Origin of the sequence: Methylocella silvestris (assembly GCF_002891535.1) — a bacterium.
Lineage (GTDB): Bacteria > Pseudomonadota > Alphaproteobacteria > Rhizobiales > Beijerinckiaceae > Methylocapsa > Methylocapsa silvestris_A.
Genome location: NZ_PDZR01000010.1, coordinates 91,661 through 105,732 on the forward strand (window position 1 = coordinate 91,661; position 14,072 = coordinate 105,732).

At 63.5% G+C, this 14,072-nt stretch carries 13 protein-coding genes; 5 read left to right on the forward strand and 8 right to left on the reverse strand.

Annotated features, from left to right (window positions below):
• Positions 1-12: 12 nt before the first annotated feature.
• From CR492_RS10575 to CR492_RS10585, 3 genes are all read right to left on the reverse strand, one after another.
• On the reverse strand, positions 13-624 hold the full coding sequence (locus CR492_RS10575; protein WP_102843715.1) for a CvpA family protein: 612 nt from the start codon (positions 622-624) through the stop codon (positions 13-15).
• 203 nt (positions 625-827) lie between these two features.
• Positions 828-2,240: a DNA repair protein RadA gene (radA, locus tag CR492_RS10580; RefSeq protein WP_102843716.1), complete on the reverse strand. Its 1,413-nt coding sequence runs from the start codon at positions 2,238-2,240 to the stop codon at positions 828-830.
• Between the two features lie 38 nt (positions 2,241-2,278).
• Positions 2,279-3,775 carry a replicative DNA helicase gene (locus CR492_RS10585; protein ID WP_102843717.1) on the reverse strand — a complete coding sequence of 499 codons (1,497 nt, stop codon included), beginning with the start codon at positions 3,773-3,775 and terminating at the stop codon, positions 2,279-2,281.
• 236 nt (positions 3,776-4,011) lie between these two features.
• Between CR492_RS10585 and CR492_RS10590 the strand changes: the two genes are divergently transcribed.
• Together CR492_RS10590 and CR492_RS10595 are read left to right on the forward strand one after the other, a co-directional pair.
• On the forward strand, positions 4,012-4,725 hold the full coding sequence (locus CR492_RS10590) for a helix-turn-helix domain-containing protein (protein WP_102843718.1): 714 nt from the start codon (positions 4,012-4,014) through the stop codon (positions 4,723-4,725).
• Between the two features lie 71 nt (positions 4,726-4,796).
• Positions 4,797-5,234 carry a DMT family transporter gene (locus CR492_RS10595; RefSeq protein ID WP_102843719.1) on the forward strand — a complete coding sequence of 146 codons (438 nt, stop codon included), beginning with the start codon at positions 4,797-4,799 and terminating at the stop codon, positions 5,232-5,234.
• A gap of 17 nt (positions 5,235-5,251) precedes the next feature.
• On the opposite strand, the gene CR492_RS10600 is transcribed toward CR492_RS10595, so the two are convergent.
• A complete protein-coding gene (locus CR492_RS10600; RefSeq protein ID WP_102843720.1) occupies positions 5,252-5,482 on the reverse strand; it encodes a hypothetical protein in 231 nt (76 codons plus the stop codon).
• A 140-nt stretch (positions 5,483-5,622) separates the two neighbouring features.
• Positions 5,623-6,690, reverse strand: coding sequence for a porphobilinogen synthase (gene hemB / locus CR492_RS10605; RefSeq protein ID WP_102843721.1), 1,068 nt, complete (start codon positions 6,688-6,690; stop codon positions 5,623-5,625).
• Positions 6,691-6,797: 107 nt separating this feature from the next.
• Between hemB and CR492_RS10610 the strand changes: the two genes are divergently transcribed.
• Positions 6,798-7,787: a glutathione S-transferase family protein gene (locus CR492_RS10610; protein WP_102843722.1), complete on the forward strand. Its 990-nt coding sequence runs from the start codon at positions 6,798-6,800 to the stop codon at positions 7,785-7,787.
• 7 nt (positions 7,788-7,794) lie between these two features.
• Here CR492_RS10610 and CR492_RS10615 read toward each other — a convergent pair whose 3' ends face one another.
• Entirely contained in the window at positions 7,795-8,103 is a 309-nt protein-coding gene (locus CR492_RS10615) for a DUF3572 domain-containing protein (RefSeq protein ID WP_102843723.1), read from the reverse strand.
• A gap of 110 nt (positions 8,104-8,213) precedes the next feature.
• Here CR492_RS10615 and CR492_RS10620 point away from each other — a divergent pair, with 110 nt between their 5' ends.
• Together CR492_RS10620 and CR492_RS10625 are read left to right on the forward strand one after the other, a co-directional pair.
• Complete coding sequence (locus tag CR492_RS10620; RefSeq protein ID WP_102843724.1) at positions 8,214-8,585, forward strand: response regulator; 372 nt, start codon at positions 8,214-8,216, stop codon at positions 8,583-8,585.
• Positions 8,586-8,626: 41 nt separating this feature from the next.
• Positions 8,627-10,036 (forward strand): PleD family two-component system response regulator, encoded by a 1,410-nt coding sequence (locus tag CR492_RS10625; protein WP_102843725.1) that lies wholly within the window; start codon positions 8,627-8,629, stop codon positions 10,034-10,036.
• Between the two features lie 332 nt (positions 10,037-10,368).
• Here CR492_RS10625 and parE read toward each other — a convergent pair whose 3' ends face one another.
• Both parE and CR492_RS10635 read right to left on the reverse strand, forming a co-directional pair.
• Complete coding sequence (parE, locus tag CR492_RS10630) at positions 10,369-12,459, reverse strand: DNA topoisomerase IV subunit B (RefSeq protein ID WP_102843726.1); 2,091 nt, start codon at positions 12,457-12,459, stop codon at positions 10,369-10,371.
• A 212-nt stretch (positions 12,460-12,671) separates the two neighbouring features.
• The gene (locus CR492_RS10635; RefSeq protein ID WP_102843727.1) at positions 12,672-13,715 is read right to left on the reverse strand and encodes a glutamine synthetase beta-grasp domain-containing protein; all 1,044 of its coding nucleotides are present in this window, start codon (positions 13,713-13,715) and stop codon (positions 12,672-12,674) included.
• Between the last annotated feature and the right edge of the window lie 357 nt (positions 13,716-14,072).

Genomic DNA, 14,072 nt, shown 5'->3' on the forward strand with positions numbered 1-14,072 from the left:
TTCAGGCGGCGCTCAGCTCTTCTTGCCGGGGGGCTTTGGCGGCGCGGCGGGCGCTGCCGGCGCGGGTTTGGGCTCGACGTCGGCGTCCGGAGCCGCTTCCTCGCTTGGCGCGGCTTTCGGCTGCTTCAGCTTGGCGAGTATGCCCTCCGGATCGTCGGGAAGCATGGCCATCAGCTGATCCCCCGTCGCCTGCAACAACGGACGCATCTTTGCAGCCTTGACCCATTCCGGCTGGGTTTTCTCCGGCACCAGCCAATTGAAGAAGATGAAGGCGATCACGCAAAGCAACAGGCCGCGCACCGCCCCGAAGACGAAGCCGAGCGAACGATCGAGCGCCCCGACCTTGGAATCAAGAATCGCGTCGGAAAATTTGATGGTGATCAGCGAGACGATGATGAGCGTTACGAAGAACACGGCGGCGGCGGAAAGGGCGAGGGCGATCACGTCCTTCGAGACGTAGGGCTTTATATAGGGCAGCACCAAAGGGTGCAGATAGATCGCCGCGACCGCCGCCGCGCCCCAGGAAGCGATGGCCAAAACCTCGCGCGTAAATCCGCGCAGCATGGCGAGCAGGGCCGAGATCAAGATGACGACAATCAAGCCTAGGTCGAGATAGGACGGCATGTGTTCCCTGGCCTTTTCGGTCCGGCGGTTCTGGCCTCGGACCCATGCTTTGGGCCTTGAGCGAACGGCGAAGGCTCGATTGCGATCGGTGCATGGTGATCGGCTCGATGGAGGTAGCCGCGAGCGCGAGCGGCTCCCCCCTGAAAGCGCCGCGACTTTCCTATAAAGAACCGCATCTTCAAAGAAAAGCCTCAGCTCTTGCGTCAACCGTGCCGGCCGGAGCGCAAGGCTGTGCGCGGCGGCTTCGAGCCGATGTCCGCCGCAAGGCCGGAAATATGCCTCATCGGCTTGGCGGCGATCGATTTCGGGGCGGCGTCCTCGCGTTCCGCCGCAGCGGGAATCGTCGCATGGCGGAAGCCGAGTTTTGCCGCCTCCTTCAGCCGCGCCGGCCCCTGCGCGACCGAGCGGATCACGCCGGAGAGCGCAATCTCGCCGAAATAAACCGAATCGGCGGCAAGCGCGATATTGCTCAAGGAGGAAATGAGCGCGGCGGCGGCGGCAAGATCCGCCGCCGGCTCGCGAACCCTGAGGCCGCCGGCGACGCTGAGATAGATGTCGTGCTGGCCAAGTTTTATGCCCGCGTGGGTTTCGAGCACGGCGACGATCATCGATAGGCGCGAGGCGTCCCAGCCGACGACGGCGCGGCGCGGCGTTCCGAGCGTGCTTGGCGCGACAAGCGCCTGGAATTCGACGAGCAGCGGGCGCGAGCCTTCCATCCCGGCAAAGACGGCCGCGCCCGGCGCCGCCTCGTCGCGCGCCGACAGAAACAATGAAGAAGGGTTGGCGACCTCCGCCAGCCCGCGCCCGGTCATCTCGAACACGCCGATCTCGTCGGTCGGTCCGAATCGGTTCTTGACGCCGCGCAGCAAGCGCAGGTCACGCCCGCCCTCGCCTTCGAAGGAGAGCACGGCGTCAACCATATGTTCGACGACGCGCGGGCCGGCGATCTGGCCGTCCTTGGTGACATGGCCGACGAGAATCACCGCCGCGCCGCTCATCTTGGCGAAGCGGATCAACGCCTGCGCCGCGCCGCGCACCTGTCCGACCGTGCCGGGCGCCGCCTCGATCACGCTCGACCACATGGTCTGGATCGAATCGATGATGACGAGCGACGGGCGCTCCCCGCGCGAGAGCGTGGCGACAATGTCCTCGACGCTGGTCTCGGCGGCGAGCTCGACGGGGCTCTGGCCAAGGCCGAGACGACAGGCGCGAAGGCGCACCTGATCGACCGCCTCCTCGCCGGAAATATAGACGACGCGGCGGTTCTTCGCCGCGAGCGCGGCGCATGCCTGGATCAACAGGGTCGATTTGCCGATTCCGGGCTCGCCGCCGAGCAGCAGGGCGGAGCCGGCGACAAAGCCGCCGCCCGTGACGCGATCAAGTTCATTGATGCCGGTCAGGATGCGCGGCGGGGCGGGTCGATCCGTAGCGGCCAGACTCGCAAGGTCGAACACGCGGCCCTTGCGCGCGCCGGCGGCCTGTTGCGCGCCAATGCCCGAGGCGGCGCTCTCCTCGATGATCGTGTTCCATTCGCCGCAGGCCTCGCAGCGCCCTTGCCAGCGGCTCGTGACGGCGCCGCAATTCTGGCACACGAAGGAAGCTTGCGACTTCGCCATCAAAATCCCGCCGGGTTCTGCGTCCGATCGCCCAAAACTCAAATCCGATCGGGCAGGGAGTCTTCCCGGGCGAGATTGGAAAAGCGCGTCAGTTCGGCCTCGAAGGCAAGCTCCACCGTTCCGGTCGGGCCGTGGCGCTGCTTGCCGATGATCACTTCCGCCTTGCCGTGGACGCGCTCCATATCCGTCTGCCAGGTTACGAATTCCTCGGTGCCTTCGCGCGGCTGCTTGTTGTTCAGATAATATTCCTCGCGGAACACGAACATGACGACATCGGCATCCTGCTCGATCGAACCGGATTCGCGCAAATCCGACAGCTGCGGCCGCTTGTCGTCGCGCGATTCGACCTGACGCGACAGCTGCGAGAGCGCGATCACCGGCACGTTGAGCTCTTTCGCCAGAGCCTTCAGGCCGGTGGTGATCTCGGTCACCTCCTGTACGCGGCTGTCGGAGCGGTTTTTCGATCCCCCAAGCAATTGCAGATAGTCGATGACAAGCACGTCGAGTCCGCGCTGGCGTTTCAGGCGGCGCGCCCGCGCGGTCAGCTGCGCGATGGAAAGGCCGCCGGTCTGGTCGATATAGAGCGGCACCTGCTGCATCGTCCGCGCCGCGTCGGCGATGCGATGGAATTCGCTTTCCGTCATGTCGCCGCGCCGGATTTTATAAGACGCGACGCCGGATTGTTCGGCGATGACGCGGGTCGCCAGCTGCTCGGCCGACATTTCGAGCGAGAAGAAGCCGACGACGCCGCCATTCATCGTCTCATGCGTCCCGTCCGGCCGCACGGTGAATTCATAGGCCTTGGCGATATTGAAAGCGACATTGGTCGCGAGCGCCGTTTTTCCCATGCCGGGACGGCCGGCGATGATGATGAGATCGGACGCCTGCAAGCCGCCCATATAGCGGTCGAGGTCGGAAAGGCCGGTGGCGATGCCGGACAGGCGCCCGTCGCGCTCGAAAGCCTTTGCAGCCATGTCGACGGCGGTGACGAGCGCGTCGGAAAAGCGCTGAAAACCGCCCTCATAGCGGCCGAGTTCGGCGACCGAATAGAGTTTTCGCTCGGCCTCCTCGATCTGCTCGCGCGGCGAGGCGGCGACGGGGGCGTCATAGGCGGAATTGACGATGTCCTCGCCGATCAGAATCAGATCGCGGCGGACCGCCAGATCGTGGATGGTGCGGCCGTAATCCTCGGCGTTGATGATCGTGGTCGCCTCGGCGGCGAGGCGGGCGAGATATTGTGGCGCGGTGACGCCGCCAAGGTCATGCTCGCCCAAAAAGGTTTTCAGGGTGATCGGCGAGGCGATCTTTCCTGCCCGGATCAGCTGGCTGGCGATATCGTAGATGCGCCGATGCACCTCTTCGGAAAAATGCTCGGGCTTCAGAAAATCCGAGACGCGATCGAAGGCGTCATTGTTGACGAGTACGGCGCCCAGCAGCGCCTGTTCGGCCTCGATATTGTGGGGCGCAAGGCGATAGGTCGGGGTTTCGGCGCTTTGGCGGGCCGCGCCGGGGCGAAGATTGTCGATCGCTGACATCAGGTCTTTCTTGCAGTTTTGCTTGGCTTTTCGCCGCCAGCGAATCAGCCGCGCAATGGGTCGCCCTTGATGCCATGTCCGCCCCGCGCGCGCAAAAGACGAGTCGATCCGCGCCCGCTATTCACATGGCGGGTCGCCGATGAGACGCTTGTTTGCGCCAGCGCCGTCGGATAAGAGCTCGACGGTCACGAAAGAGCGTCCGCGCTCCTGGCGGAGCCAACGCGCAAGGCGGCGCCATGACCGATCTTCTTCATAGCAACGCGGTCGACCCGAAGGGCTCCCAATGGGTTTACTGGCGCCCGATGATCGACGGGATTTCGGAACTCGGCATATTGCGCGGGCGCGGCAGTGAGCTCGCCATGCATTTCCACGAAGAATTTCAGGTCACCTTTGTTCTTGCCGGCCGCCGCGCGCTGCAATTGGGGGACGCCGTCATCGAACTGACGTCCCCTCGCTGCGTCTGCATTCCCGCCGGGACGCCGCATCGCTCCCTTGAGGGATCGTCCGATCTCGTCAGCGTCAACGCCTATCTTCCGGCCGGCGACTATGCCGTGGCGGCGATGCAGGCGGCGATCGAACGCGAATGGCGCATGGTCGAGGGATTTGACTGGCGCGAGCTTGCGGCGCTCATCCGCGCCCACCGCAAGGACGGCTGCGCCGCCGACCGATCGATCGCGATCCGTCCTGACCGCCAGGAATCCGTAAGCCGGCGCGCCTCACGCAGGGGGCAGAGCCGCGAAGGATTTTCGCGCGCTTTCGCCAGGCGCCACGGCATGCCGCCGCACGCGTTTGAGCTGATCGGCCGGCTCAATCGCGCAAGGGAATTGCTGCGGGCCGGAGAAGCCGTCGCGGCCACAGCGGCGGAGACCGGCTTTGCCGATCAAAGCCATCTTGGCCGATGGTTTCGGCGCGCCTTCGGCGTGACCCCTGGCCGCTATCGCCTCGGCTGACGCGCGGTCACAAACGTTCCAGACTTACCCGTTTCCCTCTGCTCAAAGGCTTGCAGACGGGAGAAACGGGCATGGATTTCGGACTTTATTTGCTGGTTGTCGGCGCGGGAGCGAGCCTTGTCCTGCAGCAGGCGCTTAACTCGAATTTGCGCTTGGAGCTCGGGTCGCCGTGGTGGGCCGGATTGGTCAGCTATCTTGGCGGCGCATTCGCCATGCTGGCGATGGTTGTTGCGCGGGGCGATCGCCTGCCGGCGGGCGCGGCGGCGCAAACATCGTGGCATTCATGGACCGGGGGCCTGTTCGGGGCGATCTTCATCGCAGTTGCGATCTTCATGGTCCCACGGCTTGGCGCCGCGACCGTCGTCGCTCTGATCGTCGTCGGTCAGATGCTTGGATCGCTGATTTTCGATCATTTCGGTTTTCTCGGCGTGCCGCAGCACGACGCCAATCCCGTCCGCCTAGCCGGAGCGGCGTTTTTGATCCTTGGCGTGGTTTTGATCCGCTATTGATCGCCGCAGCGCCGCCCCTACCACTCCTCGTCCTGCTTGCCGCCGCAGGCGCGCCGTTCGAGGCACTGACACCGCCCGGTGCCTTGCTGGCAATAGGGTTTTCGGGTCGGCCCGCAGGGATAGCTGGCGCGGTCCTGACCGGTGTAGGAGCCGCCGCACGCGCCTTCGGAATCCTGCGCCCTGGCTGCGTCAAGCATGGCGAGGCTCAGAAGGGCGCAAGCGACAATGAGAAAAACTCTGTAGATCATTCGGGGTCCTGTCGTCGCAGCTTTTAATCACACAACCTCATCCTGGGGAGGGCTCGAAGAGCCCGTCTCGAAGGATGGGCCGCCCTCGTGGTTCGAGACGCAGGCTTTGTCTGCTCCTCACCCATGAGGGCTCAGGCTCATCACCCATCCCGCAGCAGCCGCGCGACGCGCGGGGCGAAATAGGTCAGGACGGCGTCAGCCCCGGCGCGCTTGAAGGCGAGCAAGCTCTCCATCATGGCGCGGTCGCCGTCGAGCCAGCCATTGCGCGCCGCGCCCTCGATCATCGCGTATTCCCCCGACACCTGATAGGCGAAGGTCGGCAGGCCGAATTTCTCCTTCACGCGGTAGATGATGTCGAGATAGGGCAGGCCGGGCTTTACCATCACCATATCGGCGCCCTCGGCAATGTCCTGCGCAACTTCGCGCAGCGCCTCGTCCGAATTGGCCGGGTCCATCTGATAGGTGCGCTTGTCGCCAATGAGCGTTTTCTGCGTGCCCACGGCGTCGCGGAACGGGCCGTAAAAAGCCGAGGCGTATTTGGCGGCATAGGCCAGCACCTGAACGGAGGTAAATCCCTCCGCGTCGAGCCCGCGCCTTATCGCGCCGACGCGCCCGTCCATCATGTCGGACGGCGCGATCATATCGGCGCCTGCCCGCGCGAAATTCAGCGCCTGTTTGACGAGAACCTCGACCGTCTCGTCGTTGAGAATTTCCTCGCCGCGCATCAGGCCGTCATGGCCGTGGCTGGTATAGGGATCGAGCGCGACGTCGGTGATGAGGCCGATCTCCGGCGTCGTCTCCTTGATCGCCCGGACGGCGCGACAGATCAGATTGTCGGGGTTCAGCGCCTCGGTCCCGGCCGCGTCGCGGAGCGCCGGATCGGTATAGGGAAACAGCGCGATCGCCGGGACGCCAAGCTCATGCGCCGCGCGCGCGCTTTCGACCGCGGCGTCGATCGAGAGGCGCTCGACGCCCGGCATGGAGGCGATCGCCTCGTGCTGATTGACCCCCTCGCGCACGAAAATCGGCCAGATCAGATCATTGGCGGTAAGGACGTTTTCGCGGACGAGACGGCGCGTCCACTCCGCCTTGCGGTTGCGGCGCAGCCGCAGCGTCGGGCCGGGCAAGGGCGAGGGGGCAGCGCCGTCCGGGGCGGCGCCCTCATCGGCCGGAAGCTGTTTCGATTTTGAATTGAGGGGCCAGATCATGCAACAAGGGTCTCGCGGGAAAGGCGCCGGCGGCGCGGTCGATGTTTAGGCCGGGCCAAGGGCGCCCGCAAGCGCCGGTCGCCCAGTGCAAACAGATGTGAGGCTTTATGGGACTGCTCGTCGACGGCGTCTGGCGCGATCAATGGTATGACACGCAAAGCCATGGCGGACGATTTGAGCGCGACGCCGCCAAATTCCGCAACTGGATCACGCCGGACGGCGCACCCGGCCCATCGGGGCGCGGCGGCTTCAAGGCTGAGGCAGGCCGCTACCATCTCTATGCCGCCTATTTCTGCCCCTGGGCGCATCGCACGCTGATCTTTCGCGAGCTGAAGGGCCTCGCTCCGCTGATCGACGTCTCGATCGTCAACTGGCTGATGCGCGAGAATGGCATCACCTTCGCCCCCGCCGACGGCGTCATTGGCGATCCGCTGTTTGGCGCGCGCTATCTCTATGAGATCTATCAGGCCGCCGATCCCGCCTATAGCGGCCGGGTGACCGTCCCGACGCTGTGGGACAAGGAGACAAAGGCGATCGTCTCGACCGAATCTTCCGAGATCATCCGCATGTTCAATTCGGCCTTCGACGGCGTCGGGGCGGCGGCGGGGGATTATTATCCCACGGAGTCGCGCGAGGAAATCGACGCGCTCAACGCGCGGATTTATCCGACGGTGAACAATGGCGTCTATCGCGCGGGCTTTGCGACGACTCAAACGGCCTATGAGGAGGCGATCGGCCCGCTGTTCGAGACGCTGGATTATCTTGAGGCGTTGCTGGACGAGCGCCGCTATCTCTGCGGCGAGCGGATGACAGAGGCGGACATAAGGCTACTCACCACCCTTTTGCGCTTCGACATCGTCTATGTCGGCCATTTCAAATGCAATGTGCGGCGGATCGCCGATTATCCAAATCTTTGGGGCTATGTGCGCGACCTCTATCAGACCGGGACGATCGCAAAAACCTTTCGGCCGGACCACATCAAGGGCCACTATTATCAGAGCCATCTGCAGATCAATCCGACCGGCATCGTCCCCCTTGGGCCGCATATCGACTTTGACGCCCCGCATGACCGCGCGCGGCTTGGCGGGGCCGGTTGAGACGCCTTCAGATGGCCTCGGGCGCAAGGGCCTCGCGCGCGCGCTCGACCTCTGTCGGATTGCGTCCGGCGTTCGCCGTAAAGGCCAGCAGCAAGGCCTCGTCGGAGGCTAGAAAATCGAGCACGCCGGCGAGAAATCCGGGCTCGGCGGCCGCCGCGCGCAGATTGTCGGGTTGCAGCCCCGAAAGACTCATGAATCGCTCGAGCGCTTTGGCGTCGCCCGCGATATAACCCAAGGCCTCGATCGCCAGCGTTTCGGCGCGCTCCCGCGACTGATTGATTTTTCCTGGAAAGCGGCGATTGCCGAAACTTTGCATATTGGCGTTTTCCCTTTCGTCAAGTTCTATCCGTTACCCCTTGCAGATCGGATCAGGTGGCGCTGAGGCATGGCGTGCGACCGACTCGCAAGGGCTCAACAGGGTCTTTCATGCAAAAAACCATCCTGATCGTAGAAGACAACGAACTGAATATGAAGCTGTTCAACGATCTTCTCGAAGCGCACGGCTACAAGACCGTGCAGACCCGCAGCGGGCTCGAGGCGGTCGGACTGACGCGCGAGCACATGCCGGATCTGATCCTGATGGATATCCAGCTTCCAGAGGTCTCGGGGCTCGAAGTCACACAATGGCTCAAGCAGGATGAGGCGCTGCGCCACATTCCCGTGATCGCGATCACCGCCTTCGCGATGAAGGGCGACGAGGAAAAGATCCGTCAGGGCGGCTGCGAGGCCTATCTGTCGAAGCCGATCTCGATCGTCAAATTTCTCGAGACGGTGCGCAGCTATCTGAACGACCGCTGATCCGCGCCCCGCGGGCGGCCGCATGACGGAAGGAAGGCTTTATGACCGCTCGCGTTCTGGTCGTCGACGACAACCTTCCCAACGTCAAGCTGCTCGAAGCGCGGCTGTCGACCGAATATTACGAGGTCGTCACCGCGAGCAATGGGGCCGACGCGCTTGCGATCTGCGCCCGCGGCGAATGCGATATCGTCCTGCTCGACGTGATGATGCCGGGCATGAACGGTTTTGAGGTCTGCCGCCGGCTGAAGGCGGACCCCCTCACCGCCCACATCCCCGTCGTGATGGTCACAGCGCTCGACCAGACGTCCGACCGGCTGATGGGGCTTGAGGCCGGCGCCGATGATTTTCTGACAAAGCCGATCGACGAAGCAGCGCTGCTCGCCCGCGTCCGCTCTCTCGCCCGGCTGCGATTGTCGCTCGACGAATTGCGCATGCGGGCGATGCGCGCGGCGAAAATGGGAATTGGCAAGTCGTTCGATTCTGCCGCCGTTGAGACCGGCCTTGGCGGGCGCGTTCTGGTTGTCGATGACCGCCGCTCGTCGGCCGGGACGATTTATGGCGCGCTGAAGGATCTGCATGAAGTCGAAGTCGAGCCCGACGCATCGGAGGCCCTGATCGAGGGCGCCGCGGGCGGCTACGATCTTCTGATCGTCAGCCTCAGCCTTGAGGCCTATGACGGATTGCGGCTATGCAGCCAGATACGCTCCATCGAAGCGACGCGGGAGCTGCCCATTTTGGCGATCGCCGAACCGGAGGAGCGCGTCAGGATGCTTCGTTGTCTTGACCTCGGCGTCAATGACTATCTCCTGCGTCCGATCGAGCGCCACGAACTGGTCGCGCGGGTGCGCACACAATTGCGGCGCAAGCGCTACGCCGACAATCTGCGCGAGAAGGTCGAGGCTTCGCTCGAAATGGCGGTGGTCGACGCTTTGACCGGTCTCCACAACCGCCGGTTCTTCGACGGCGTGTTTCCCTCGCTGATGGAAGAGGCAAAACGCAAGGCGCGGCCGCTCTCGGTGATGATGTTCGACATCGACCATTTCAAGAGCGTCAATGACGCGCATGGCCATGAAGCCGGCGACCGGCTGCTGCAGGGGCTTGCCGGACGGGTCAGGGCCCTCGTGCGCGGCTCCGACATGTTCTGCCGGCTGAGCGGCGATGAATTTGTCATTCTGATGCCTGACACCCGGGTCGACGTCGGCGCCAAGGTCGCCGAGCGCGTGCGGGCGGGCGTCGCGGGCGCTGCTTTCCCGATCGGCAAGTCGCGCTCCCTTTCGACGACGATCTCGATCGGACTTGCCGAAAGCGCCCATGCCGGACCGGATCTGTTGCGTGAGGCGGACAGGGCGCTCTACCGCTCGAAGGAGGGCGGGCGCAATCGCGTTTTCGTCGATACGCCGGCCGAGCAGTCTGGCAAATTTACGGGATTCAGGGTTGTGCGGACGGGGTAAGGCAGACCGCTTCGCGCGCGTTAACGAAACAAGGATTTCGCCGCCAACAAGTGATTGCATTTAGCCGCCGCCGCGCGCTAACGTCTTTGCGCCGAGCCCGAAAGGGCGTGGCGCGGAAGGGGTCCTTGAAGAAATATCCGCCGCGCCCTGCGCCATCGAAGCGCATTTGGCGACTTGACTGGAAGTTGCCCTACGGAGTGCTCAGGTCCGCCGCATCTCCTGGGTCCGTAGGGTCGGCCGGCGCGCAAGTAGTTGGAGTGGCCTCCTCGAAACGCTACTTGCCGCCGGCCACCTTCAGGCGCCGCCCTTGTGCGAGCAGGTTATGCCGAAATTCACACCACGACGAGATCTGCCGCATTGGCAAAAGCGGCGCGCTCCTGAATGAAGGCGAAACGGGCTTCCGGCTTGTTGCCCATCAGCCGTTCGACGGAATCCGATGTGCCCTCGCGGTCTTCCGGCAGCACGACGACGCGCAGAAGATTGCGCTTTGCCGGATCCATCGTCGTCTCTTTAAGCTGTGCGGGAAGCATTTCACCCAATCCCTTGAATCGACTGATTTCAATCTTGCCGCGTCCGGTGAGAACCCGCGTGATCAATTCGTCACGATGCGCGTCGTCGCGGGCATAGACCTGCCGTGCGCCCTGCGTCAGCCGGTATAGCGGCGGCACGGCGAGATAAAGATGGCCGCCCTCGATCAGCTTTGGCGTCTGCCGATAGAAAAAGGTGATCAAGAGCGAAGCGATATGGGCCCCGTCCACGTCGGCGTCAGTCATGATGATGATCTTTTCGTAGCGCAGATCGTCGTCGCGGTATTGCGCGCCGACGCCGCAGCCAAGCGCCAGCATCAGATCGCTCAATTGCTGATTGGCGGCGAGCTTGTCGCGCGTGGCGCTGGCGACATTCAGGATTTTGCCCCGCAGGGGCAGGATCGCCTGGCTCGCGCGATTGCGACCCTGCTTTGCCGAACCGCCGGCGGAATCGCCCTCGACGATAAAGAGTTCAGACCCTTGCGCCGCTGTATTCGAGCAATCTGCGAGTTTCCCAGGCAGGCGCAATTTGCGGCTCGCGGTCTTGCGCGCGACATCCTTTTCAGCTCGCCGCCGCAGCCGCTCATCGGCGCGCTCGACGGCCCAGTCGAGCAGTTTCAACGCATGCGAGGGCGCCGCCGCAAGCCAATGATCGAAGGCGTCGCGCACCGCCTGATCAACGATGCGGGAAGCCTCGGAGGACATTAGCCGGCTTTTGTTCTGACCCTGGAATTCGGGTTCCCGGATAAAGATCGAGACGAGAGCGGCGCAGGAGCCCATGACGTCGTCGGCCGTGATCGCCGCCGCGCGGCGCGACTGGCCGATCCGCTCGGCGTGATCCTTGAGGCCGCGGAGCAGGGCGGCGCGCAGGCCCGACTCATGAGCGCCGCCGTCGGGCGTCGGAATCGTGTTGCAATAGGAGTGGACGAAGCCGTCGTCCATGGCGAGCCAGGACAAGGCCCATTCGAGCGAGCCATGACCGCCGGGCTTTTCGATCTTGCCGGCGAAAATCGGCTCGATGACGCGCTCCTTGCCCTCGATATCGACGGCCAGAAAATCCTTGAGGCCGCCGGGAAAATGGAAAACCGCCTCGCGCGGCGTCGATGAGCCGGGCTCAATGCGCTCCGGCGCGCAGCGCCAGCGGATTTCGACCCCGCCGAACAGATAGGCCTTGGCGCGGGCCATTTTGACGAGCCGGGCGGGCTTGAACTGCGCGCCCTTGCCGAAAATCTGCGGGTCGGGCGTAAAGCGCACCCGGGTGCCGCGCCGGTTCGGCGCCTTTCCGACTTCCTCGAGCTTGCCCAGCGGCTTCCCGCGCGAAAAACTCTGCCGATAGAGCGTCTGACCACGCGCGACCTCAACCTCGAGGCTTTCGGACAGCGCATTGACGACGGAGACGCCGACCCCATGCAGTCCGCCGGAGGTCTGATAGGCGCCGGAATCGAATTTGCCGCCCGCATGCAGGGTTGTCATGATGACTTCGAGCGCGGATTTCTTTGGAAATTTGGGGTGCGGATCAACCGGAATGCCGCGGCCATTGTCGGTCACGGACAGAAAGCCGGCCGCGTCGTAATAGACCTCGATGAAACTGGCGTGGCCCGCGACGGCCTCATCCATGGCATTGTCGAGCACTTCGGCGAAGAGATGATGCAGCGCGGCCTCGTCCGTGCCGCCAATATACATTCCCGGCCGGCGGCGCACCGGCTCCAGCCCTTCGAGCACCTCAATCGAAGCCGCGGTGTACCCGGCCTCCCCGGGCGTTCCGAGCCGCGCCGGCTCCGACGCCGCGCTTTTGATGTCGGCGCCCTTCGCGGCGCTGCCTTTGGCGCCAGCCACGGGCCGCGCCGCTGCCGGCTTGCGCGCGGCGGCTCCAAAAAGATCACCATGATTGGCCATTGAACGCCATACACTCCGAAACTGCTCGTCAGAACTGCCGGGGCCTTTATGCCATGTCGGACCCGGGAAAGGAACAGAACAGAAACAAATAAAAGGGGATAGATTGACGCGCGGTAAATGCGGCGATCAATCTTCACGCCGAAGGCGATGCAAAAGAAAAAGGGGCGGCCCTATGGCCGCCCCTCGCTTTCGTTCGTCCGGATGCTGCAGGCTTAGGCGCTGGCCGCTTTCAGCTGGGCGACAGTCGGGACGGAGTCGATCGTCTTCAGGATGACGGAAGCGATCTGGTAGGGGTCCCCCTGGGAGTTAGGGCGGCGATCTTCCATGTAACCCTTGTAGCCGTTCTTGATGAAGCTGTGCGGGAGACGGATGGACGCGCCGCGGTCCGCCACGCCATAGCTGAACATGTCGATCGATTGGGTCTCGTGCTGACCCGTCAGACGGAGGTGATTGTCCGGACCGTAGACGGCGATGTGTTCCGGCACATTCCGCTCGAAGGCGGCCATCAGAGCCTCGAGATATTCCTTGCCGCCAGTTTCGCGAAGGAAGGTGGTCGAGAAATTGGCGTGCATCCCGGAGCCGTTCCAATCCGTGGCGCCGAGCGGCTTGCAATGATATTCGATGTCGATCTTATATTTTTCGGTCAGGCGCTGGAGGATGTAGCGGGCGACCCACATTTCGTCAGCGGCTTTCTTGGAGCCTTTGCCGAAAATCTGGAATTCCCACTGCCCTTTCGCCACTTCCGCGTTGATGCCTTCGTGGTTGATGCCGGCGTCGAGGCAGATGTCGAGATGCTCCTCGACGATCTGGCGAGCGATATCGCCGACATTCTTGTAGCCGACGCCCGTGTAATAAGGGCCTTGCGGCGGGGGGAAACCGTTTTCCGGGAAGCCGAGCGGACGGCCATCCTTATAGAAGAAATATTCCTGTTCAAATCCGAACCAGGCGCCGGGATCGTCCAGAATGGTGGCGCGGGCGTTGGTGGCGTGGGGCGTGACGCCGTCAGGCATCATCACTTCGCACATGACAAGCGCGCCGTTCTTGCGCGTGCTGTCAGGATAGACGGCGACCGGCTTCAGAACGCAGTCCGAGCTTCTGCCTTCGGCCTGTTTGGTCGAGCTGCCGTCAAAACCCCAATTGGGAAGCTGCTCCAGCGTCGGGAAGGACGCATAATCCTTAATGAGCGTTTTACCGCGAAGATTCGGGACGGGCTTGTAGCCGTCGAGCCAGAGGTACTCGAGCTTATATTTGGCCATGTTTCCTCTAGCCTCCTTTCGTTGTTGACGCAGTAGCGCCGCGGTGGATTTCAACGCTACTTGCGTAAGCAGTTTTCACAGCTGCAAGGGCGCGGGCACGGCGCGTCCTCGCATCATCCATGCCACAACGCGCGAATCCGCTGCTCTCTTTCCCGTTACCGGGCCTGCGCAGGAAACTCTCGCAAATCCAAGATGATAGGAGAAAGGGAGGGCCCGCTCCGCGCGCCGTGACCAAGCTTTCGCCGGAGCAGCCAGAATGACCGGCTGCCGTCAAGCCCTGGACTCGGCTCCGGGCGTCAAGGGGCGCCTGTCTTTTAGGCAGCTTGGGCTTCTAGCGAGCAGTCGGGTGTCATGAAA

Excerpts from the sequence above, each read along its gene's own strand:
- CR492_RS10575 (WP_102843715.1), bottom strand. The coding sequence starts at position 624 with ATGCCGTCCTATCTCGACCTAGGCTTGATTGTCGTCATCTTGATCTCG.
- radA (WP_102843716.1), bottom strand. The coding sequence starts at position 2,240 with ATGGCGAAGTCGCAAGCTTCCTTCGTGTGCCAGAATTGCGGCGCCGTC.
- CR492_RS10585 (WP_102843717.1), bottom strand. The coding sequence starts at position 3,775 with ATGTCAGCGATCGACAATCTTCGCCCCGGCGCGGCCCGCCAAAGCGCC.
- CR492_RS10590 (WP_102843718.1), top strand. The coding sequence starts at position 4,012 with ATGACCGATCTTCTTCATAGCAACGCGGTCGACCCGAAGGGCTCCCAA.
- CR492_RS10595 (WP_102843719.1), top strand. The coding sequence starts at position 4,797 with ATGGATTTCGGACTTTATTTGCTGGTTGTCGGCGCGGGAGCGAGCCTT.
- CR492_RS10600 (WP_102843720.1), bottom strand. The coding sequence starts at position 5,482 with ATGATCTACAGAGTTTTTCTCATTGTCGCTTGCGCCCTTCTGAGCCTC.
- hemB (WP_102843721.1), bottom strand. The coding sequence starts at position 6,690 with ATGATCTGGCCCCTCAATTCAAAATCGAAACAGCTTCCGGCCGATGAG.
- CR492_RS10610 (WP_102843722.1), top strand. The coding sequence starts at position 6,798 with ATGGGACTGCTCGTCGACGGCGTCTGGCGCGATCAATGGTATGACACG.
- CR492_RS10615 (WP_102843723.1), bottom strand. The coding sequence starts at position 8,103 with ATGCAAAGTTTCGGCAATCGCCGCTTTCCAGGAAAAATCAATCAGTCG.
- CR492_RS10620 (WP_102843724.1), top strand. The coding sequence starts at position 8,214 with ATGCAAAAAACCATCCTGATCGTAGAAGACAACGAACTGAATATGAAG.
- CR492_RS10625 (WP_102843725.1), top strand. The coding sequence starts at position 8,627 with ATGACCGCTCGCGTTCTGGTCGTCGACGACAACCTTCCCAACGTCAAG.
- parE (WP_102843726.1), bottom strand. The coding sequence starts at position 12,459 with ATGGCCAATCATGGTGATCTTTTTGGAGCCGCCGCGCGCAAGCCGGCA.
- CR492_RS10635 (WP_102843727.1), bottom strand. The coding sequence starts at position 13,715 with ATGGCCAAATATAAGCTCGAGTACCTCTGGCTCGACGGCTACAAGCCC.